Source organism: Candidatus Planktophila lacus, from assembly GCF_002288325.1.
GTDB classification, from domain to species: domain Bacteria; phylum Actinomycetota; class Actinomycetes; order Nanopelagicales; family Nanopelagicaceae; genus Planktophila; species Planktophila lacus.
This window is the reverse complement of the sequence record NZ_CP016780.1, coordinates 1215911-1238211: the sequence shown is the minus strand read 5'-3', so window position 1 is coordinate 1238211 and position 22301 is coordinate 1215911. Positions and strand designations below refer to the sequence as shown.

18 protein-coding genes are annotated in these 22301 nt (G+C 47.9%); 11 read left to right on the top strand and 7 right to left on the bottom strand.

From position 1 onward, the window contains the following. The first annotated feature begins 46 nt into the window (after positions 1 to 46). The 7 genes from panC to A1sIIB106_RS06240 all read left to right on the top strand — a co-directional run bounded on the left by panC (position 47) and on the right by A1sIIB106_RS06240 (position 8734). Positions 47 to 856, top strand: coding sequence for a pantoate--beta-alanine ligase (gene panC, locus A1sIIB106_RS06270; protein ID WP_095677712.1), 810 nt, complete (start codon positions 47 to 49; stop codon positions 854 to 856). Further along, on the top strand, positions 853 to 2463 hold the full coding sequence (locus A1sIIB106_RS06265) for an L-aspartate oxidase (RefSeq protein WP_095677711.1): 1611 nt from the start codon (positions 853 to 855) through the stop codon (positions 2461 to 2463). Before panC ends, A1sIIB106_RS06265 begins: the two co-directional genes overlap by 4 nt. Continuing rightward, entirely contained in the window at positions 2463 to 3299 is an 837-nt protein-coding gene (gene nadC / locus A1sIIB106_RS06260) for a carboxylating nicotinate-nucleotide diphosphorylase (RefSeq protein WP_095677710.1), read from the top strand. Before A1sIIB106_RS06265 ends, nadC begins: the two co-directional genes overlap by 1 nt. Before the next feature lie 2 nt (positions 3300 to 3301). Next, positions 3302 to 4066 carry a type III pantothenate kinase gene (locus A1sIIB106_RS06255; RefSeq protein ID WP_095677709.1) on the top strand — a complete coding sequence of 255 codons (765 nt, stop codon included), beginning with the start codon at positions 3302 to 3304 and terminating at the stop codon, positions 4064 to 4066. 19 nt (positions 4067 to 4085) lie between these two features. Continuing rightward, positions 4086 to 5594 carry a lysine--tRNA ligase gene (lysS, locus tag A1sIIB106_RS06250; protein WP_095677708.1) on the top strand — a complete coding sequence of 503 codons (1509 nt, stop codon included), beginning with the start codon at positions 4086 to 4088 and terminating at the stop codon, positions 5592 to 5594. A 14-nt stretch (positions 5595 to 5608) separates the two neighbouring features. Continuing rightward, on the top strand, positions 5609 to 6103 hold the full coding sequence (locus A1sIIB106_RS06245; protein ID WP_095677707.1) for an amino-acid N-acetyltransferase: 495 nt from the start codon (positions 5609 to 5611) through the stop codon (positions 6101 to 6103). A gap of 132 nt (positions 6104 to 6235) precedes the next feature. After that, the gene (locus tag A1sIIB106_RS06240) at positions 6236 to 8734 is read left to right on the top strand and encodes an ATP-dependent Clp protease ATP-binding subunit (protein ID WP_095677706.1); all 2499 of its coding nucleotides are present in this window, start codon (positions 6236 to 6238) and stop codon (positions 8732 to 8734) included. Here the strand turns inward: A1sIIB106_RS06240 and A1sIIB106_RS06235 are convergent, their stop codons facing one another. Genes A1sIIB106_RS06235 through A1sIIB106_RS06225 form a run of 3 tightly spaced genes read right to left on the bottom strand, consistent with a single transcriptional unit; the run spans position 8735 to position 12320 of the window. After that, positions 8735 to 10084: an FAD-binding oxidoreductase gene (locus tag A1sIIB106_RS06235; protein WP_095677705.1), complete on the bottom strand. Its 1350-nt coding sequence runs from the start codon at positions 10082 to 10084 to the stop codon at positions 8735 to 8737. 32 nt (positions 10085 to 10116) lie between these two features. Further along, on the bottom strand, positions 10117 to 11484 hold the full coding sequence (gene radA, locus A1sIIB106_RS06230) for a DNA repair protein RadA (protein WP_095671617.1): 1368 nt from the start codon (positions 11482 to 11484) through the stop codon (positions 10117 to 10119). A 26-nt stretch (positions 11485 to 11510) separates the two neighbouring features. Then, the gene (locus A1sIIB106_RS06225) at positions 11511 to 12320 is read right to left on the bottom strand and encodes a DUF3109 family protein (RefSeq protein WP_095671616.1); all 810 of its coding nucleotides are present in this window, start codon (positions 12318 to 12320) and stop codon (positions 11511 to 11513) included. A 30-nt stretch (positions 12321 to 12350) separates the two neighbouring features. Between A1sIIB106_RS06225 and proC the strand changes: the two genes are divergently transcribed. Beyond that, entirely contained in the window at positions 12351 to 13175 is an 825-nt protein-coding gene (gene proC, locus A1sIIB106_RS06220) for a pyrroline-5-carboxylate reductase (RefSeq protein WP_095677704.1), read from the top strand. Then, entirely contained in the window at positions 13150 to 14352 is a 1203-nt protein-coding gene (locus tag A1sIIB106_RS06215) for a hypothetical protein (protein ID WP_095677703.1), read from the top strand. Before proC ends, A1sIIB106_RS06215 begins: the two co-directional genes overlap by 26 nt. Here A1sIIB106_RS06215 and A1sIIB106_RS06210 read toward each other — a convergent pair. After that, positions 14330 to 16711, bottom strand: a complete 2382-nt coding sequence (locus A1sIIB106_RS06210) for a fibronectin type III domain-containing protein (protein WP_223299487.1) — start codon at positions 16709 to 16711, stop codon at positions 14330 to 14332. The two genes, A1sIIB106_RS06215 and A1sIIB106_RS06210, sit on opposite strands and share 23 nt — an antisense overlap. Before the next feature lie 35 nt (positions 16712 to 16746). Here A1sIIB106_RS06210 and A1sIIB106_RS06205 point away from each other — a divergent pair, with 35 nt between their 5' ends. Together A1sIIB106_RS06205 and A1sIIB106_RS06200 are read left to right on the top strand one after the other, a co-directional pair. After that, a complete protein-coding gene (locus A1sIIB106_RS06205; RefSeq protein WP_095677701.1) occupies positions 16747 to 17094 on the top strand; it encodes a hypothetical protein in 348 nt (115 codons plus the stop codon). Then, the gene (locus A1sIIB106_RS06200) at positions 17091 to 17345 is read left to right on the top strand and encodes a glutaredoxin family protein (RefSeq protein ID WP_095677700.1); all 255 of its coding nucleotides are present in this window, start codon (positions 17091 to 17093) and stop codon (positions 17343 to 17345) included. Before A1sIIB106_RS06205 ends, A1sIIB106_RS06200 begins: the two co-directional genes overlap by 4 nt. Here the strand turns inward: A1sIIB106_RS06200 and A1sIIB106_RS06195 are convergent. The 3 genes from A1sIIB106_RS06195 to A1sIIB106_RS06185 are packed head-to-tail and all read right to left on the bottom strand — an operon-like array spanning position 17308 to position 22261. Then, complete coding sequence (locus A1sIIB106_RS06195) at positions 17308 to 18957, bottom strand: DNA repair helicase XPB (protein WP_095677699.1); 1650 nt, start codon at positions 18955 to 18957, stop codon at positions 17308 to 17310. The two genes, A1sIIB106_RS06200 and A1sIIB106_RS06195, sit on opposite strands and share 38 nt — an antisense overlap. Continuing rightward, positions 18954 to 20063, bottom strand: coding sequence for a M20/M25/M40 family metallo-hydrolase (locus A1sIIB106_RS06190; protein ID WP_223299486.1), 1110 nt, complete (start codon positions 20061 to 20063; stop codon positions 18954 to 18956). Before A1sIIB106_RS06190 ends, A1sIIB106_RS06195 begins: the two co-directional genes overlap by 4 nt. Then, positions 20060 to 22261 carry a helicase-associated domain-containing protein gene (locus tag A1sIIB106_RS06185; protein WP_095677698.1) on the bottom strand — a complete coding sequence of 734 codons (2202 nt, stop codon included), beginning with the start codon at positions 22259 to 22261 and terminating at the stop codon, positions 20060 to 20062. Before A1sIIB106_RS06185 ends, A1sIIB106_RS06190 begins: the two co-directional genes overlap by 4 nt. Positions 22262 to 22301 lie beyond the last annotated feature (40 nt).

Here is a 22301-nt window from a genome sequence, read left to right as displayed (position 1 = left end):
TTGTCTTCATCACCGCCCGGTACCTGAAAGGACTGGAGCCAAGATCATGAAGATAGTCACTAGTTCAACCGAACTCGCTGACGGCTGCGCATTTGTTCCGACGATGGGCGCGCTTCATCAAGGCCATGCTTCGCTATTTAAATTAGCGCGTGAAAAATCAGATTACGTTGTCGCAAGCATCTTTGTAAATCCGCTGCAATTTGAAGACCAGGCAGAGTTAACAAAATATCCCAAAACTCCTGATCGGGATATTGAACTAGCGAAAGAATCTGGCGTTACTCATCTCTGGTTACCTACCTACGAAGAGATTTATCCAACAGGCTTTGCAAAGCGATCTGCTGGTGCATTGGGAGATCTCTATGAGGGCGCTTCTCGTTCTGGACACTTTGATGGCGTTGTAACCGTAGTTGCAAGGTTATTTCAATTGGTTAGACCAAAAACTGCGATCTTTGGTGAGAAAGATTTTCAGCAGTTAACACTTATTCGAAAGCTCATCACAGAGCTCAAATCAGATATTGAAATTGTTGCCGCACCAACAATCCGTGAAACCGATGGCCTTGCGATGTCATCTCGCAATGTGCGATTGGATGAAAAAGCGCGCGAGCAAGCACAAGTTCTCTACCGTGCACTAAATGCTGCAGCGCTATCTTTGGATCTAGATACCGCGCGAACTGCTCTGCAATCGGTAGCTGTTTCACAAGAAGGCTTCGACTTGGATTATGCCGAGATCATCGATGAGAAGGATTTTTCAAAGGCGATAGATGCGACGGCAAATAAGCGTGCGATTATCGCCGGTTGGCTAAATGGGGTGCGTTTGATCGACAATATGGAGATGAAGTTAGGATCTGTGCGATGAAGTTGTTAGCGCCCGCTCCTGGCTGGACCGCCCAAGCAGATGTCATTGTTGTTGGTTCTGGAATCGCTGGGTTAACTACCGCTCTACAGGCGCGAACTTATGGACTTTCGGTTTTGATTGTTACTAAATCAAAGGTCGATGAAGGCTCTACTAAATGGGCGCAAGGCGGTATTGCTGCAGCACTTGGTCCAGGGGATACACCTGATCAACATCTAAAAGATACGTTAGTTGCGGGCGCAGATTTATGCGATGAAGAAGCTGTCCGCGTACTTGTTACCGAAGGACCAGAAGCCGTTCGCAAGTTAATCGAACGCGGTGCAATTTTTGATACTGAAGCAAGCGGTGAAATCTCGTTAACTCGCGAAGGTGGTCATCTACGTAATCGCATCTTGCACGCGGGTGGCGATGCAACAGGTGCTGAAGTATCACGCGCACTTCTTGCCGCGGTTCATGATGACCCAGAGATTGAAGTTGTTGAACATGCACTCGTCTTAGATGCAATTAAAGATGCCAGTGGTTCTGTTTGTGGTGTTACCTTGCACGTAATCGGTGCAGGTAGTCGCGATGGCGTTGGACGCGCACTTGGTAAAGCAGTTGTGCTTGCAACCGGAGGACTCGGACAAGTTTTCGCACAAACCACAAACCCATCAGTCTCAACTGGTGATGGTGTCGCGCTGGCACTTCGCGCTGGTGCAAAAGTTGCTGACGTGGAATTTATCCAATTCCACCCCACAGTTTTATGGCTTGGCGATAATACCCAAGGTCAGCAACCGCTAATTAGCGAAGCGGTTCGTGGTGAAGGCGCTTATTTGCTTAACGATGCTGGTGAGCGCTTTATGGTTGCCGAACATGCGTTAGCTGAGCTTGCACCGCGCGATGTTGTTGCAATCGCATCTATGCGCACCATGAATAAAACTGGCGCACATCACGTCTGGTTAGATGTTCGACATTTAAGTGGCTTTGAAGCGCGCTTCCCAACTATTTACGCATCTTGCATCGCAAATGGAATTGATCCTGCAAAAGATTTGATCCCAGTTGCTCCGGCTTCACATTACGCATCAGGCGGAGTTCGCGTTGATTTAAATGGCCGCACCAGCGTCAATGGCCTCTATGCCTGCGGTGAAACTGCTTGTTCTGGAGTTCACGGAGCCAACCGTTTGGCTTCAAATTCACTGCTCGAAGGTTTGGTTTTCAGTGCGCGAATTGCTGCCGATATCGCCGGTAATTTGACTGAACATAGCGAACCCATTGAAAACAATTCCGAAAGCGTTTTACTAGATCCAGAAACGCGTCGTGAGTTGCAGTTAAGTATGAGCCGTGGTGCCGGCGTGCTTCGTTCATCTGATTCGCTATTGCAAACCAGTGCTGATCTAACTCGTATTCAAGATCGCACTAGCGATAAACCATGTGTTGAAGCTTGGGAGACCACCAATCTCTTCCAACTTGCGCAGGCAATTCTTAAGGCAGCGTTGATTCGCCAAGAAACACGCGGATCACACTGGCGTGAAGACTTTCCAGAGACACAGAACAACTGGCGAAAGCGCATTGTCCAGCAACTAGATAAACGCGGCGATTGGACCACTAGCTATCAGGAGGTAGGAAAGTAATGAAACTTTCACTTACGGATCTTGATTTGATAAAAGCAGCTATCGTTGAAGATTTGGCGGGCGGCGAAGATATAACTTCCGTTGCCACCATTGACGCAAAGGCAACTGCCAAGGCTGATTTCACTGCGCGCAAGAGTGGAGTCATCGCTGGTATAGAAGTTGCCGAAGCGGTATTGCGTGAGGTTGGTTTAACTGAAATTAAGCGAGTAAAGAACGATGGTGATCATGTAAGCGCTGGAGATATTTTGCTCAGCGTTTCTGGAAATACCCGGGCAATTTTATTGGCCGAGCGCACCGCGCTTAACTTCTTTAGCCAATTAAGTGGAGTAGCGACGCTAACAAATCTCTGGGTTAAAGAAGTTGCCGGTACGAAATGCCAAGTTCGCGATACCCGCAAAACAACTCCGGGTATGCGAGTGCTTGAAAAATACGCAGTACGTATGGGTGGCGGCACCAACCATCGCATGAACTTGAGTGATGCAGCGCTTATTAAAGATAATCACATTGCAGCAGCTGGTGGCGTAGTAGAAGCCTTTGCCAAAGTGCGCGCTTTGTACCCAGATTCAGAGATTGAAATCGAAGTAGATACGCTCGATCAATTGCGTGAAGTTTTATCGCAGAAGCCCGACCTAGTTCTGCTCGACAATATGAGCCCCGCACAATGCGCTGAAGCAGTTGCAATTGTTAACGGTGCTTGCAAACTCGAAGCATCAGGTGGAATTTCTCTAGAGAACGCACGTGCCTATGCCGAAAGCGGCGTTGATTACATCGCCATCGGAGCCCTTACACATTCAGCGCCAGTTTTTGATATCGGTCTAGATCTGAGAGCGGAGTAGTTATGTTGTTAACTGTAGATGTCGGAAATACTAATACGGTCCTCGGAATCTTCGATGGCGAAGAACTTGTGCGCTCATGGCGCGTTAAGACCGATCCACGTACAACCGCTGATGAGCTCTGGTTGCAGTTCAATGCTTTAGTTGCGGATTACGAAGTAACAGGTTTATCAATCTGTTCAACTGTTCCCGCAACTTTACGAGAACTGCGCACCATGATCGCCTCTTACTTCTCAAAGATTCCAACAACAATTGTGGAGCCAGGAACAAAGACGGGCGTCCCACTGTTGGTTGATAATCCAAAGGAAATTGGCGCAGACCGCATTGTTAATACTCTGGCTGCACATGTTCTCTATGGTGGCCCAGCGATTGTCGTTGATTTCGGAACTTCTACAAATCTCGACGTTGTTTCACCAAAGGGTGAATTCCTTGGTGGCGCACTTGCACCCGGAATTGAAATTTCAGTCGATGCCCTTGCTGCGCGCGCTGCGCAATTGCGTAAAGTTGAGTTGATTCGTCCGAAGAGCGTTATTGGTAAGAACACCGTTGAAGCTTTGCAATCGGGAACGATCTTTGGATTTGCTGGCCAGGTAGATGGTTTGGTCGATCGCATTACTGCCGAATTAGCGCAGAGTTATGACCAAGCACCAACCGTTATTGCAACTGGTGGCTTAGCCCCGCTAATTATTGGCGTTGCCGAAACTATTGATGAGCATGAGCCTGATCTCACGCTAATTGGCCTGCGCCTGATCCACGAGCGAAATATCTAATAGGTAGACTCTTGTCATTATGAGCAACGAACCACAAGCGCCAATCGAAGACGATCTGCCAGAACAACTGCGCATCCGTCGCGAAAAGCGCGCTGGCTTAATCGAACGTGGCGTTGAGCCTTACCCAGTTGCTGTTGCTCGCACCTCATCACTGGCTGATATCCGCGCTAAGTACGTAGATCTCGAAATAGATAAAGCCACCGGAGATATTCAAAGCCTTACGGGTCGCGTAATTTTTAAGCGCGATACCGGCAAGCTCTGTTTTGCAACTCTGCGCGAAGGCGATGGCACTGAACTTCAAGCGATGCTTTCTCTAGACAAAGTCGGTCAAGAAGTTTTAGATTCCTGGAAGAGCGATATCGATCTTGGAGATATCGTCAGCGTTACTGGCGAGATCATCACTTCAAAGCGCGGTGAACTTTCAATCTTGGCAAACTCATATGCAATTGCAGCAAAGTCACTTCGTCCGCTTCCTAATGATCACAAGCCAATGTCTGAGGAAACGCGTGTGCGCATGCGTTATGTAGACCTCATTGTTCGCGAAGAAGCGCGCTCTAATGCACGTCTGCGTCCAGCGGTAATGCGTTCACTGCGCGAGACTTTCCATAACGAGAACTTCATTGAAGTTGAAACACCGATGTTGCAGGTAATGCACGGTGGCGCAGCAGCTCGTCCCTTCAAATCTTTCTCAAATGCTTACGATATGGATCTCTTCCTGCGTATTGCGCCAGAACTTTTCTTGAAGCGTTGTGTGGTTGGTGGCATCGAGCGCGTATTTGAAATTAACCGTAACTTCCGCAATGAAGGCGCTGATTCTTCACACTCTCCTGAGTTTGCAATGATCGAGAGCTATCAGGCATATGGTGACTGGCGTTCGATCGCAGATTTAACTCGTTCACTAGTACAGAACGCTGCGATGGCAGTTGCCGGTTCGCACACTGTTACTCATCATGATGGTCGCCAGGCTGACCTTGGCGGAAAGTGGAAAGAGATTTCGCTCTATGACGCTATTTCAACAGGCGTTGGAGAAACCGTTACAGCGCTTACCCCGATTGATGATCTAAAGAAGATTGCAACCAAGCTCGGTATGAAGATCGATCCGAAGTGGATCACTGGCAAATTAGCCGAAGAGATCTTCGAACACGTGGCAAAAGATCAGTTAATTGAGCCTACATTTGTCATGGGATTCCCAGTTGATACATCACCACTTGTTCGCGCACATCGCGAGATTCCAGGCGTTGCTGAAAAGTGGGATCTCTACGTTGATGGCTTCGAACTAGCAACCGGTTACTCTGAATTAATTGATCCAGTTATCCAGCGCGAGCGTTTAGTAGAACAAGCAACGCTCGGTGCCAAGGGTGATTTAGAAGCGATGCAAGTTGATGAAGATTTCTTGCGCGCGATGGAATTTGCAATGCCACCAATGGGTGGAATGGGAATGGGCGTTGATCGTTTGCTTATGGCACTTACTGGTCTTGGTATTCGCGAAACAATTCTCTTCCCACTCGTTAAGCCAGAAATCGAATAACGCAAAGTTTTCTCATGGTAAATATCCGCCCCGCGCGCACTAGCGATGTCAAAGCAATTCGCCAGTTAGTTGATTCTTATGCAGCACCTGGACAGATGCTTTCTAAAGAGACAGTTACTTTGTATGAAAGCGTTCAGGAATTTACCGTTGCTGAAGTAGATGGAAAAGTTATTGGTTGTGGCGCACTCCACGTACTTTGGGATGACCTAGCTGAAGTTCGTACCGTTGCCGTTGAAAAAAGTTTTCATAACCAAGGCGTTGGACATCAAATCCTGGAAAGAATTATCGAACGCGCCCGCGAAGTTGGCGTTGCACGAATTTTCTGTTTAACTTTTAGAACTGAGTTCTTCGGCAGCCACGGATTTATTGAAATTGAAGGAACGCCAGTTGCACCAGATGTTTATCAAGAGCTCCTTCGTTCTTACGATGCCGGTGTGGCTGAGTTCTTGGATCTCGAAGCGGCAAAGCCAAATACCCTTGGCAATACCCGCATGCTCCTGACTCTTTAGCCCCACAAGTAGGCCTAATAGGGAATATCCCCGCTAAATCTGGGGTTCTAAGGGGTACCAGCCATCCACCTCGCGTCTTCCCTGCGTTGGGTTATAGGCTTGACGCAGTAACCAATAGAAGGAGCCTTGCCCATGTTTGAGCGCTTTACCGATAGAGCCCGACGCGTTGTTGTCTTGGCTCAAGAAGAAGCACGAATGCTCAATCACAACTACATCGGCACTGAACACATCCTCCTTGGCCTCATCCACGAAGGTGAAGGCGTCGCTGCAAAGGGCCTCGAAGCGCTCGGCATCTCACTTGAAGGCGTTCGCGCACAAGTTGAAGAAATTATCGGCCAAGGTCAGCAAGCACCTAGCGGCCATATTCCATTTACACCTCGCGCCAAGAAAGTTCTTGAGCTCTCACTTCGCGAAGCGTTGCAACTCGGCCACAACTACATCGGCACAGAACATATTTTGCTCGGCCTAATCCGCGAAGGTGAAGGCGTTGCTGCACAAGTTCTTGTAAAACTTGGCGCTGATTTAAATCGCGTACGTCAGCAAGTTATCCAACTGCTTTCCGGTTACCAAGGAAAAGAGGCGGCAACATCTGGCGGTCCTGCAGAAGGCACGCCATCTACTTCACTTGTTCTCGATCAATTCGGTCGTAACCTCACACAGGCAGCGCGCGAAGGAAAGCTTGATCCAGTTATCGGTCGCGAAACCGAAATTGAACGCGTTATGCAGGTTCTTTCACGTCGTACTAAAAATAACCCAGTGCTAATTGGCGAACCAGGCGTAGGAAAGACTGCAGTTGTTGAAGGTCTCGCACAAGCAATTTACAAGAACGATGTTCCAGAAACACTTAAAGATAAGCAGCTTTACTCACTCGATCTCGGTGCACTTGTCGCCGGTAGCCGCTACCGCGGCGACTTTGAAGAGCGCCTAAAGAAAGTTTTGAAAGAGATCAAAACTCGCGGCGACATTATTTTGTTTATCGATGAAATCCACACACTTGTAGGCGCAGGCGCTGCAGAAGGTGCGATCGATGCTGCCAGCATCTTGAAGCCGATGCTTGCTCGCGGTGAGCTCCAGACAATTGGTGCAACAACTCTCGATGAATACCGCAAGCATGTTGAGAAAGATGCTGCTCTAGAACGTCGCTTCCAACCAATTCAAGTTAAAGAGCCATCAGTTGCTCACACAATTGAAATTCTTAAGGGACTTCGCGATCGTTACGAAACCCACCACCGCGTATCAATTACTGATGGCGCACTAGCGGCTGCTGCAAATATGGCAGATCGCTACATTTCAGATCGCTTCTTGCCAGATAAAGCGATCGATCTAATCGATGAAGCTGGTTCACGTCTTCGCATCAAGCGCATGACCGCACCTGCTGAACTCCGCGAATTCGATGACAAGATCGCTGAAGCACGTAAGGCGAAAGAGTCTGCAATCGATGGCCAAGACTTTGAAGGCGCTGCCGCACTTCGCGATAAGGAAAAGACTCTTATCGCTGAGAAAGCAGAAGCTGAAAAGAATTGGAAGGCAACTGACCTAGATAAGGTCACCGAAGTTGATGAAGAATTAATTGCACAAGTTCTCTCTGCCTCAACTGGTATCCCGGTATTTAAGTTAACTGAAGAAGAGACTGCACGTCTGCTTCGCATGGAAGATGAACTTCACCGTCGCGTTATCGGACAAGATCAAGCGATCAAGGCGTTGTCACAAGCAATCCGCCGTACTCGCGCTGGCTTGAAAGATCCAAAGCGCCCTGGTGGTTCATTTATCTTCGCCGGCCCATCAGGTGTTGGTAAGACAGAACTTTCACGCACACTTGCCTCATTCCTATTCGGTGATGAGACCGCACTTATCCAACTCGATATGTCTGAATATTCAGAGCGCCACACAACCTCACGACTATTTGGTGCACCTCCAGGATATGTCGGTTACGACGAAGGTGGACAGCTAACTGAAAAGGTTCGCCGTCGCCCATTCTCAGTAGTTCTCTTCGATGAAATCGAAAAGGCTCACCCAGATATCTTCAACTCACTGCTTCAAGTACTTGAAGATGGTCGACTAACTGATTCACAAGGTCGCACCGTTGACTTTAAGAACACTGTAATCATCATGACTACCAACCTTGGTACTCGCGATATCTCTAAGAGCCTCGGACTTGGCTTTGCCAACGTCGATGACGATCTAACAAATTACGATCGCATGAAGGGCAAGGTTCAAGATGAACTCAAGAACCACTTCCGCCCTGAGTTCTTAAACCGTATCGATGATGTAATCGTCTTCCACCAGTTGACGAAGGATCAGATTATTCACATCGTTGATCTAATGGTTGCAAACCTTGATGATCGCTTGAAGGCGAAAGATATGGGTATCGAACTTACTCAAGCAGCGAAGGATCTCCTTGCCGCTCGTGGTTATGATCCACTTCTTGGAGCGCGTCCATTGCGTCGCGTTATTCAGCGCGAAATCGAAGATTCACTCTCAGAGCGAATTCTTTTTGGCGAGCTAAAGGCCGGCGAGATCATCGTTGTAGATGTTGAAGGTGTCGATGCTGAAGCGAAGTTCACATTCACTGGTGCGCCTAAGGCGACAATGCCTGACTCACCAGAAGATCTCGCTGAAGCAACTAAGTAATTAAATCTTCTTACCGGGATTTAAAATCCCGTTAGGGTCAAAGGTTTTCTTAACTTCGCGCTGTAACCCTGCAACTTTTGGCGAAATTTCATTTGCCACAAAGCCTTGCTTAATCGAACCAATTCCGTGTTCGCCACTTGCCGTTCCGCCTAGTGATTGAGCAATTTCAACGATCCGTGCAAAGGCTTGCTTAGCGCGATCAGCTGCTGCTGTATCTCCGTGATCGTGAACAATTGTTGGGTGCATATTTCCATCGCCGGCATGGCCAAAGATTCCGATAACTAAATTGGTCTCGCGACTTAGCGCTTCAACCTTTTCAACAAACTCAGCGATCTTGGTAATCGGCAACGCAACATCATCGAGCAGCGTTGCACCCATGCGTTCTAGTGCGGGGTAGGCCAACTTTCGCACGCGAATTAAATCCGCGGCATCGGCTGGGTCATCTGAGTAAACGCCATCTATTAGATCAAAATCTTTACAGGTCTCTAGCGCTGCTTCGCAGAGTGAATGGTTTTCATCTAGCTGCATCAACAGAACACTGCCGGCTACTTCAAAGCCAAGTGGGTGCCAAGCTTGGACAGCTTTCAAAGTTGTTTGATCAACAATTTCGAGCATTGAGGGACGATATTTAAGTAGCGCAGCCGCAGCTGCTGCAGCGTTAGTAACGCTGGGGAAAGTTGCAATTAGCGTTGCTGGGGGAGCCGGGCGAATTTCCAGGTTAAGAGTTAACTCAGTAATGATTCCGAGCGTTCCTTCAGAGCCAACGAATAGATGGACCAAGTCATAAGTTGTTACAGATTTCTTAGTTGCGCTACCTAGTTCAATGATTTCACCTGTTGCCAATACAACTTGCAGTGCACGTACATGGGCTGAGGTGACGCCGTACTTAACGCAGCACATGCCACCGGCATTGGTTGCAGCATTTCCGCCAAGAGTTGACCATTCGCGGCTTGCTGGATCAGGCAGATAGGCCAGACCGTGTTCTTTAGCGGCAGTATCTAGATCAATATTGATTACACCTGCTTGCACACGTGCAATTTGATTTGCTGCATCAAGGCTAAGAATCCGATTCATCTTTTCAAGAGAGATAACCAAGCTTTGCGCATCTGAGTTTGCGCCTCCTGATAGACCACTTCCGGCGCCACGAGTAACAACCGGGATATTATTTTCGTTGGCAAAAATTAAAGCTTTAGAAATTTCCTGTGCGTTCTTAGCGAGTAAAACGGCAAAAGGCGGAGCGCTTACTGCAAATGGTGCATGGTCACGTGAATAAGAAGCGGTTATATCTGGATCGGAGATCAGTGTGGCATCTGGTCCAAGCGCTGCTGCTAGCGCTACGAGATGGCTCATACCTGCAACTTTATCGCGCTTTTAAAGAAGTATTAATCGCCAGTTATTTTGACGCGCTGCAACGCTTGATCAAGGCGAGATACTTCAACGATCTCCATGCCATCAATCTTTACATCGCTACCTGCAGGAACAAGAGCTCGTTTAAATCCAAGACGATATGCCTCGGCTAAGCGACGAGAGACACCACTGACTTTACGTATTTCTCCAGCAAGACCGACTTCACCGATTGCAACCAAATCTGCGGGTAGCGCTAAAGCCTTTGCGGCAGATGCAACGGCAAGAGCAAGCGCTAAATCAGCAGCGGGTTCAGACATCTTCATTCCGCCAACTGTTGCAGCGTAAACATCGCGACCACCAACACGTACGGCCGCACGAAGTTCGAGAACAGCCAAAGTCATTGCGGTGCGAGCAGAGTCGAGTCCGCTGGTAACGCGACGTGAATTTCCGAAATCATTTTCACGACCTTGGCTTACCAGCGCTTGAATTTCGGCTAATAACGGGCGGCGACCTTCGAGGGTAACTGTTACGCAAGTACCTGGCACTGGCTCGGCATGGCGTGAAGTAAATAAACCAGTTGGATCAAGAACGCTCTCGATTCCGGTGTCACTCAGGTCGAAGCAACCAACTTCATCGGATGCTCCAAAACGATTTTTAATTGCGCGAATTAAACGTAGTCGTGAGTGACGCTCGCCTTCGAATTGCAGTACAACGTCGACGATATGTTCGAGCAGACGAGGACCGGCAATTGAGCCATCTTTTGTAACATGTCCAACTAACAACAACGTGATGTCACGATCTTTACAGATGCGGATAAGTGCGCCGGCAACTTCGCGTACTTGCGTTACACCACCAGGTGAGCCATCTGCCGCTGCAGAACCAATGGTCTGCACGCTATCGATAATTAAAAGCTCAGGTTTAACTGAATCAATATGTGCGATAACCGCTCCGAGATCGGTTTCAGATGCTAAAAATAATTTGGGATCGACTGCGTTAATTCGTTCGGCACGTAAGCGAACTTGGGATGCAGACTCTTCGCCGCTGATGTAGAGCGCAGGAATTCCTTTAGCGGCAGTTTGTGCAGCAACTGAAAGCAGAAGTGTTGATTTACCAACGCCGGGTTCGCCGGCGAGCAAGATTGCAGCACCTGGAACAAGTCCGCCACCCAGTACGCGATCTAGTTCAGAGACGCCAGTTGCACGTGCGCGCGCAGATGAAAGATCGACATCACCAATTGGTGTTGCTGCATGTGTAACTTTGCCGGGAACAAGTGAGAGTTTCTTCGGTGCAGCAAGTTCTTCAACGCTGCCCCAAGCCTGACATTCACCGCAGCGACCAACCCATTTTTGGGAGCCCCAACCGCATTCAGAACAGCGGAATGGATCTTTCTCTACCTTGGCCATGACCAAACTCTAGAGGGTTGGGCTGACTACTTCCCAGCGGCGATAGATGCTGGGTGTTGGATTACAAAGAGTGGAAGTGAGCGCGCTTTCGCATCGTTAATTCCCTGAACGCGCTTATCGCAATGTTCGGCGAGTACTGCATATGCAGCTTCACCCATTAGCGCTTGGAGTTCGGTGCGGTTAGAGATGTAAACCGGTTCGCTACCGACGTGTGCATCGGTATTGCTTGTGCAGTACCAATCGAAATCATCTCCGCCATCGCCCCATGCAAGTCTTTCGTATTCACCAATTACGGTAATTGAATATTCGCGTTCGCCTACTTCGCGCGTTTCAAAACTACGACGCAACGGCAACTGCCAGCAAACATCTGGTTTGGTATCAACGAAGTGGCGATTTTCTTTTTGAGCTAAATGATGCAGAACGCAACCGAAGTTTCCGGTAAAGCCAGGCGCTTCATAACCTTTACGGTTTAAGAAGATACATCCATCATCAATGGTGCGAGTCTTACGTTCTTTATCTTCATCTAAATCTGAGATACGAAGTTGCCCATTTGGTTTCTTCGGGCGCGCTTGATCGTAGAACTGCCACATCTCGGGAGTTAGATCAGCGGCGGCTTTGCGAACGCGTTCTTCGTCATCTTCATCGGAATACATCGCACCTTCTGTGCAGCATCCTGCATTGGGACGGTTTTCAAATACGCCTTTGCAACCATCGCCATAAATACAGGTCCAATATGAAGTCAGCCACGTTAAGTCACATTTAAAGATTTCCTCAGGATCGTTGGGATCTGAGAATTCGACCCAATCGCGTGCGAAACCTGGCTTAATTTCTGACATAGTCGCAGAGCCTACGCGTACTCTTTCGCTATGGCTAATTCAGAGAAATCTCTAATCGACTCCAAGGTCGCAGTTATTGGGGCCGGAGTAATGGGCGAAGCACTGATCTCTGCCTTGATTACCTACGGAGTTAAGCCAACAAATATCACTATCTCTGAAAAGCGCGAAGAACGCGCTGCTGAGTTAATTTCTCGTTACAAAGTGGCAAACGCTGATTTAGCCACGAACGTTGCGCAGAGCGATCTAATTCTTCTAGTCGTTAAGCCACAAGATATGGCCACGGTATTGGCTGAAATCGCGCCTGTGATCAGCAAGGGCGTACTAGTTATCTCATTCGTGGCCGGTAAGCAGATCCGCGGTATTGCCGACATCATCGGAACTTCTGCCAACCCAGTTATTCGCGTAATGCCAAATACACCAACGCTAGTTGGCGCCGGCATGGCCGCTATCTCTTGCTGTGCGCTGGTATCGCCTGAACAGAAAGCATTCACCCTTGGCTTCTTGGGTGCAGTTGGAAAAGTGATTGAAGTAGATGAAGATCTACAAGATGCCGTAACCGCAACTAGCGGATCCGGCCCAGCATATTTCTTTAGATTTGTAGAAGCGATGGTCGATGGAGCGGTTGCACTCGGCCTCTCGAAAGAGGATGCAACCACATTAACTATTCAGACGATTGTGGGAGCAGCAAAGCTACTTGATCAATCTGGCGATTCCCCAACTACGCTTCGCGAAAAGGTAACTAGCCCTAACGGAACAACTTTTGCAGCGCTCAATTCTTTTAACGATTCTGAAATCTCGGCAACCGTTGCTAAAGCTATGAAGGCGGCACGTGATCGCTCACAAGAACTTGCGTAAATTATTTGTCCTAACTCTAATTTCGGCGTTGGTATTTCCGACAACTGCCAGCGCAGCACCAAAATTAGTTACGGTAAAAAGCGCTGTTAAATGGGCAGAGAGCGCTGAAGTTGAACTTTTCGCTGTTACTGCAGAGTCAGTAATCACGCTTAAGAACGTATTGACTAACACATCAAATATCGAGATTCAGGCGAGAGATTTTGCTGGCGCCAGCCTTTGGTCAAAAACCATTGATTCAGGCAGCGATGAGGTTGCAACAGCAATTGCTGCAGATAACCAGGGAAATATCTGGCTGGCAGGCAATTCTGCCGCTGCGGCAAGTGCAGATACAGCTACCGCAACAGGTAGCGCGCTAAACCCAGATAACGTAGCGATAGAAAATGTAACTCCGCTTCGCCAAGATATGCGCCAGTTAACGCTCTGGAAGATAAGCAAGGTTGGTGAAGTTATTGAAACCTTTTCTAGCGTCCAAAGTGAGATTTCAATTGTCGATGCGATATCAATTAGCGCAACAGGCATTTCTCTTATCTGTTCTCGTGAATCTGGACCATTTCTAATCTCAGCAAACCTCAAAGGTGAATTTGGTAAAGAGTTAAAGATCGGAACAGCCAAGACCAAGTTGAACTCTGTAGTCAGACTCGGTGATGGAACTGTTAACTTATTTGGATCAAGTACTGAAACTTTGGCTGGTAAGAAATTGGTAGGACGCGAAGATGGAGTCTTGATTAAAGTCTCTAAAGCCGGAGCAATTTCTTCAGTTGTTCGAAGCTCTGCCCCGAGAGCACAACGCAGTTGGACTAATTCAACTAGCACTTTATTTCTGACTGGTTCAGTTAGATCAGGAACAACGAGTGAGAGTGCAATTACCAAATTCACGAGTTCTTTTGCACCGACCTGGACAACTCGTTTCGCATCTACTGGAAGTACGCTCGCATCAAATGGCCCCAATAACTCCTTCTATGCTGTTCTCGAACCCACCGCTGCAGTTAAAGGTTTAACTCCAACCAAGTTAATAAAAGGTCAAAGTATTGTTCTTCAGTTTGATAGTAAAGGTTCACTGATTAACGCCTTTACCGCTGCGGAATTGAGTCAAGTTAAATCAACAGGTTTCTCCGCTGGCGGTGGACTATTTCTATTAACCGAAACTGGAATATTTAGAGTGGGCGCAGCGAAATAAGTTGGTTACCAACGCCGGCAATTAAATTACGCACTTTATTTAAGACTATCCAAGTTGAATCAATTCCATCTGAGCTCTGCTCTTTAGAAACGAGCGAGATTGTCTTCTTCGAGATATCAATTGCGCAGAGTCTTTCCTGACAGTTGAAGGCCGTTGTCGTTCCATCGCTACTTAGAAACTTAGAGGGAGTTCCATAGTTAGTTGGTGGCAGTGTGGTGAAGACAGTTGGGGCGCCTAGATATGCCCAACGAATCTGCTCTGCCTTCGGCAGAGTGAGAACTGAAGAGGTAAGCCAGGTAGCAATAATTCCACGAGCGCCTTTATGTAGTGCTACGTCGTAACCCACAACTGATATGGCATCACCTGAAATATCAAGTGTTTGGTAGCGCCAACTACTCGCAGCTAGACCAGTTCGCTTAGCAACTCTTATTGCACCCGAGGTTGCTTCCTTACGAGTGTTAATTGTGAGAATTGAGTCATAGAGCAGAACAGTCTCCTTGCCATCAAAGAGCGCATCTAGATGGAAAGCCACATCTCCAGTTGTTCGATCATCAGTTTTACGATCACCATCAACGAGTTCATATTTCCATTCGGTACTAGATTTGGCTTTTACGGCGCCCAAGAGAATTCCTTGAGACTCATCGCGATAGAAGACTTGGGTACCAGCTGAGCTAATTGAGCAGGCGTTTGAAACGCTGACATCGCTAGCTGTGCGCACGCGTATTGGATCTTCATAACTATTTACTGCTGGACCGTTGCCATCGATGATTTCATATTTGAAACCCTTGCCATCGTATGTGGCATAACGTAGATCTTTATCTACCGAATCCGAATAGAAGATATGAAGTACTTGGGTCTTACCAAATCCACTTACACAGGCAGAGACATCTCCTGCGATGGGGTTGCGAGTACGGCCCGCAGATCCACCACGACCGTCAACAGTTAATTTGCTCCACAGCTTGCCATTCCAGAGCGCAACTTTAAGCGATCCATTTATCGCATCTTGATAAATAATCGCAGGATTGGCGTTAAAGGTAGTGCTGGTGAGATTACGTGCATCTACCTTCGGATCAATCACCGTCTTCTTCCAAGGCTCTTGCGGAGTTATGGAATTTGTTGTGACTGGATCAGAAGTTCCCAATGAATTAGATGCAGTTATTTCAAAGGAATACAGCGTGCCGTTCTTTAACCCTGTCATAACAGCCGGGCCAGATGTGAAACTCTTCTCTGCACCAGTCTTAGTGTTCTTTACGGTGTAGCTAGTAATTTGTGCAGCACGAGCATTGGCAGGTGGATCAAAGCGAATGATTGCTGAACTATCTGAAACGAGTGCTTGAGCGTTACGAACTTGCTGCGGAATGCCAACGGCAATACCCACAGGTGGCTTATTACGTAGATCTTGCATCATCGCAAGTAGCAGTGGCCCTGGCTCGTGGAAAATTTCTCCGGCATCAAGATTGGGAGACATCGCCGCATCTTTACCTGCGTTTGAAAATGTTGCTTCATCTAAATGGCTAACTGAAGAGCCATCTTCATATTTCTTAGGCGTATATAGCAGTGGCTTTACGCCACCATTTGCTGCAACTCCAAGTGGTCCTGACCAAACTAACTTCGAAGTTAGCGCTTCACCAAGTTCAAGAGAAGGAGAAGGAAGATCGGAAAGTCTGCGGCCGTCTCCTGTTTGCGCATATGCATCATATGGAGTTGGTTGATCAATGGAACCGTAACCAAAGAAATCGTCATAACTATCGGTTGAGAGAAAACCCAATCCATGTGCCATCTCATGCAGGATTACAGATTGCAGATCGTATTCAGTTCTACTTGGACCAGATCCAGTACCACGGTACCAACTTGCTAACGAGTTAACGGTGATAATCATTTCGGGGTTATCGCCATCTAAATCTTTACCGGCAAGTGCATTTGCTAGCGCCGATGGATACCAGAGACTGGAATCAGGAGCGCCTTTAAAATTTGAGAAGTAACTTCCAGGTCGGGCACTTCCTAAGACGCTATACGAGGAAGATCTTCCCCAAGTCGCATCAATATAAATTGGAACGCTGGATTCAAAGTTTGCCGCCCAAACATCAACGGCGGCTTGTACCTGAACCTTGGTCCATTCTGGAAAGTTGTTGTACTTAACAATAATTCTTGATTTCTTCTCTAGCTTTCCAACTTTTGGAGTTGGAGATTGCTGAAGGTTTGTTGCAGGACCGGCATAAACGTTGCCCCAATGCGTCGCAGGACGAACCAGAACTAAAGCATCTGCTGATGTCGGAGCAACTAGTCCCAGAAAAAGTGAGGAGATTGCTGTGAGTATGGCAACAGAGCGAGTGGGAATTCGCATAAATTTCCTTGCCATAGCGCCTAACGCTATCAGGATGCGAGAATGTCGCCATGACCCCTGAGTCCAATGAAGAAATAGTTGACATAGATTTCACAGAAGTAATCTCAAGGATGAAATCTGAGCGACCAATTACCTTGGATTTCAATACTTCTGCAGCGCGCCCAGAACCAACCTTGGATGAGGCTCGCGCCGAGTTAGCAAATTCGATCGGCGAGATCGCTCACAAGGTTTTCTCAAAGAAGTATGGTCCATTAGTAGGAACTGTCACAAAGACAACTGCCGAGACGTTATTGAAGAACGCAGAAGATAATCTTTATCGCGCTAAAGGTGATGCCACCTTAATTATTCAAGAGTTGGTTGACCGAGCATTTACATCACCAAAGAAAAAGAAGAAGTGAAACCGCTAGTAACTGTTTATTCACGCAGCGGCTGTCATTTATGTGAGAACGCTGAAGTAACTTTGGCGGGACTTACCGAAGAATTAAATTTTGAATTAGAGATAAAGCTGATTGACGGAAGTCCAGAACTAGAAAAGTTATACGGTCACGAAGTTCCGGTGATTCATATCGATGGCGAGCATCATGATTTTTTCAGAGTGGATGTAGAGCGTTTTAAATCTTGCCTTTATACACATCGTCTGCGTCAATAATTTGGTATGAATAACCTTGTTCAGCAAGGAAGCGTTGGCGGTTTTGCGCGAAATCTTGATCGATAGTGTCTCGCGATACAACTGAGTAAAACTTTGCACCTCGTCCATCCGCCTTTGGTCGCAAGATACGCCCTAAGCGCTGTGCTTCTTCCTGACGAGAACCAAATGCTCCAGATACCTGAATCGCAATGGTTGCCTCAGGTAGATCAATTGAAAAATTGGCGACTTTTGATACAACTAGACAAGTTATTTCACCTGAACGAAATGCTGCAAAGAGCTTTTCGCGCTCTTTGATTGGTGTCTCACCTTTAATTACCGGAACGCCAAGCGTTTCAGAGAGATCATCCAACTGATCGATATATTGCCCGATCACAAGAATCTGCTCTCCTGCATGTAGACCGACAAGTTCTTCAACAACATCACGTTTAGTGCGGGTAGTTGCGCAGTAGCGATAGCGCTCTTCAGGCTCGGCAGTAGCGTATAAGAGACGCTCTGCTTCAGTGAGATTTACACGTACCTCTATACATTCAGCAGGTGCGATATACCCTTGCGCTTCAATCTCTTTCCAAGGAACGTCAAAGCGCTTGGGACCAATGAGAGAAAAGACTTCGCCCTCCATGCCATCTTCGCGCACTAACGTTGCGGTAAGTCCTAAACGGCGGCGCGATTGAATATCAGCGGTAAAGCGAAAGATCGGCGCTGGAAGCAAGTGAACTTCGTCGTAAATGATTAAGCCCCAGTCGTGGGTATCGAAGAGATCAAGGTGTGCGTAAACACCGTTCTTCTTCTTCGTCATTACTTGGTAAGTCGCAATTGTGACCGGGCGAATCTCTTTCTTAGCACCTGAGTATTCGCCGATCTCATCTTCATTAAGCGTTGTGCGACGAAGCAACTCTTCACGCCATTGGCGCGCTGCAACTGTATTTGTAACCAAAATCAAAGTTGTTGCCTTGGCGTGCGCCATTGCTGCAGCACCGACAATTGTCTTTCCGGCGCCACAAGGAAGTACAACAACGCCAGAACCACCGTGCCAGAAACCTTCTGCTGCTAACTCTTGATAGGGACGAATCTTCCAATCGCTCTGCTTTAGCGCGATTTCATGTGCTTGGCCATCTACATAACCTGCGAAATCTTCTGCCGGCCAACCTAAGCGCAGTAGTGATTGTTTGATCGCACCACGTTGGCTGGGATGAACTGCAATAGTTTCCGGATCGATTCGCACACCGAGTAGCGGTGCAATCTTCTTGGCACGAATAACTTCTTCAAGTACACCGACATCTGTAGTCACAAGAATCAAGCCATGTACTGGGTCGGCTTCAAGGCGTAAACGGCCGTAACGCGACATAGTTTCGGCAACATCTACAAGAAGTGAATGCGGAACTGCGTAACGTGAATACTTAATCAAAGTATCGATAACTAACTCAGCATCGTGGCCGGCAGCGCGCGCATTCCATAATCCAAGGTTTGTTAAACGGTAGGTATGAATATGTTCAGGCGAACGTTCGAGTTCAGCAAAAGGCGCAATAGCGCGACGACATTCTGTCGACATCGGATGATCAATATCTAGCAGGAGCGTCTTATCGCTCTGAACAATTAGCGGGCCTTCGCTCATTTCAAGAGATCCTTTATTAGAGCATGCAGAAGCGCACTTCGTTCTTCGATCGATTTCAGACTTAACCATTCATTTGGTGCATGTGCTCCGCCGCCAACTGCGCCTAAGCCATCTAGTACTTGCGCACCAGCTGCCGCGGCAAAGTTGCCATCGCTTGCGCCACCGACTTCGGCACAACCAAGAGGCGCCATGCCGATCTCTTTTGCGACACGTTCTGCACGCTCGTAAAGTTCTTTCGTTGATGAAGGTTGTAGCGGCGGACGATTTAAGCCACCGGTTACTTCAATACGCGCCCCAGACACCGTAGAAGGCAGCGCTTTAATCGCCTTATCAATTCGCTCTAGTTCGGCCTTTGAGAAAGATCGGGCATCAATTTCTAGCACTGCTAAATCAGGAACTGTATTTGCGCTATTGCCAGAACGAAGAAGTGTTGGGACAACAGTTGTTCCATGAGCTGAATCCTCTAACGCAGATAACTTCAGAATTAAATGCGCGATCTCAACAGTTGCGTTGACACCCTTTTCTGGTTCAAGGCCGGCATGTGATGCCAGACCATGTGCGCTGACCTTGTACATCGCGGTGCCTTTACGCCCGGTCTTAACTTTTCCGTTAAGCGATGCTTCTAGAACTAATACCGCCTTCGCTTTGGCGGATAAATCCATAATTAATTTGCGTGATGCAAAACTTCCGGTCTCTTCATCAGTTGTTGCAATAAGTGCAACGCGATCGCCAACTTCAGAGATTCCCTTAAGCGCATAGAGGGCTTGAACAAATCCCGCCTTCATATCAAAGACGCCAGGGCCGCGAACTACATCGCCATTTACTTCCCAGAGCGGTGAATAAGAACCATGTGGCCAAACGGTATCGAGGTGAGCCAAAATTAAAATTTCAGGAGTATCTGATCCCCACCAGAAAACTGGTCGGCCTTCGATCTCTTTTATCTGGGCAGGTGTTCCAAGTACGCGCGTTGAAATATCGCTCGCTAAACGAACAACGTTGCGACAAGCTTCAATATCTTCGCTCGGTGATTCACAACGAACCAACGCTTCTATCGCTGCCAACATAGGGTTAAGTCTGCCGTATTGGTCGCTATTGGCGCTCGTCATATCGCTGCCACACCTGTAATACGAGCGATCCGGAAGCTTTGAACTTCTCCGGTCGCATGATCTCGCGCGACAAGTGAGCCAGCAGAGAGTTTTAGCGGATCGATGATGCGATGCGAGACCAGACCATTGTTATCGGCGTAACCGATTGAAAGAGATGTAGCTGGTTGGTTCTGCAGATAATCAGCCAAAATATCTAAAGTTTCATTGGCTGTCGTTCGAGGAAGTGATCCCAGCGCATTGGAAGCAATATTTCGCATCGTGCTTTGGCGGTGGCTAGATTTTTCGCCAGTGCGCAGTGCACGTAGTGCACCTTCAAGTTGAATCTCATCTGGTCTCTCGAACTCACCGATAATTCTTGGTGGGCGTGCTTTTGTTTTAGCGCGCTGAATTCGCGGTCCGCTCAGCAAAGCGCCTTGCGAATCTTCACCGGCTGGAAGGTAACCAAAGCTGCGCAGAATATTCATAGCATCACCGGCATCGTGTTGGCAGATTAAAACTTCTGGCGCGATCTGGCGCAGCGATAAGAGATCTAAACGCTTATCGTTCATGATCTGCGCGATTAGCGAAGCATCCTCACATCGAATAAACGCAGATGTATTTCCAACGCGCAACTTGCCGTGCTTCTTTGCAACATCTGCAATCAAATACTCAAGCGGCTGTGGCATCGGAGTCTTGGAAGTCTTCTTTAAGAAGGCCTTAATTTCATCGCCACTGCGGCCATGATCTAAACCACGGCGAATTGTTGCTTCACTGAATCGGTAAACAGTCGCACCACCGCGACTTTCAATCTCTGCCAAGATCGCAAGCTCTTGCGCGATTTCGTGTTCGAGAGGTCCTGGGGCAATTGCGGTGTGATCGCTCTGAATAAGTATGTGATCAACTGGTTTAGGTAGATCTTCGTTAATGCTTTCTAACTCACCGCCTGCTAAGAACTCGATGCCATATTTGGAAATTACACCTTGGCCAGTAATTCCAAGCCATTCTGATTCGCGCAGCGCCCACTGCAGATAATCAGTTGGGATTCCGTTGCTGCGCTTAGCCGGCATATGCCAAGTGGCCAGGGCTGCAAATGAGTTGAACTCAGGTGCTACAGATGGGTTTTCGGAAAGTAAGCGCAGAACTAACTTACGGATTGGTGCAGCAGATACGCGATCTAACTCTGGGCCAAGTGGAGCAACGTTCTTACTTTCATCTTTACCAACTAGACCGCTCACGCGAGAAGTTATTAGCCAAGGTGAAACAAGAGATTGCCATCTCGCAGATGGCGTTTGCATCAACCAGATATCAAATTGGGTAGTTGGAAGAATTCGATCATCGGCATCAATTGTTACGAGTCCGGCCAAATATGAAACCTCAGCGATAAAGGCGGCACATGAGGTATCGACTCCAAGATGGGTGGAGAGAACTTTCAGATCGCGAACTCCCAAGCCACCAGAGCGCAGCGCATCGGCAGGCTCTTGCGCCCAGAAATTTAGAATCTCCTCTGTCCATCTAAGGAAGGTGGTGATATTTGCGATCGCAGCTAACTGCACGCTCTTGAGATCGCGTTTCTCAGTTTTCAAAGTAGGTTCTTGGACTTGTAACTCTTTATGTAACTTGCCACCACGAAGCGCAAGAGCTACTTCGCGCACTAAAAGAACTGTCTTGGTATTAGCGGCAACTACAAAGTTGTTTTCAAGTAACCAAGCGACGCCGGCGCCAGGCTTCTTTACATCTGCAACAGTTCCGCGCGGTGGACCCCAGACCATTGCTTCCAAAGCTTTCTGTGCAGCAGCTGGTGCTTCATCTAACTTCTTTAGATTTAACTTAACGACAGTCTGTGGGCCAAGTCCTTGTATTTCATTGCCAAGGACTTCGCGAACGGTGGTTGGAAGATAGAAACCATCTTTACCTTGATAGATAAGGCCGCGTTCGAGCAGGCCTGGAATAACAAAGAGCGCTGCTTTATCAGTTAGCGCTGCAATGGTTTTTTCGGTAAATGGTTCGGCAGCGATCGCGCAGGCTTCTAGTACTTGATATTGCCAGGCGTTTAACGCATCAATTGCGCGCGCCAGGCTGGGCGCAGAAGATGCGCGCACTGCAAGAGATGCCACATCAGGTGGAACCGGCGTTATTAAATCTGGGCGATGTGAAAACAAGGATATTAGGGCAGCGTCATCCAAGGTACGTAAGTAATCTGCAAAGGAGCGCGTTTCCATAACTTGCCTACATTACTGGCAAGTGACCGCTTCGCGCGAA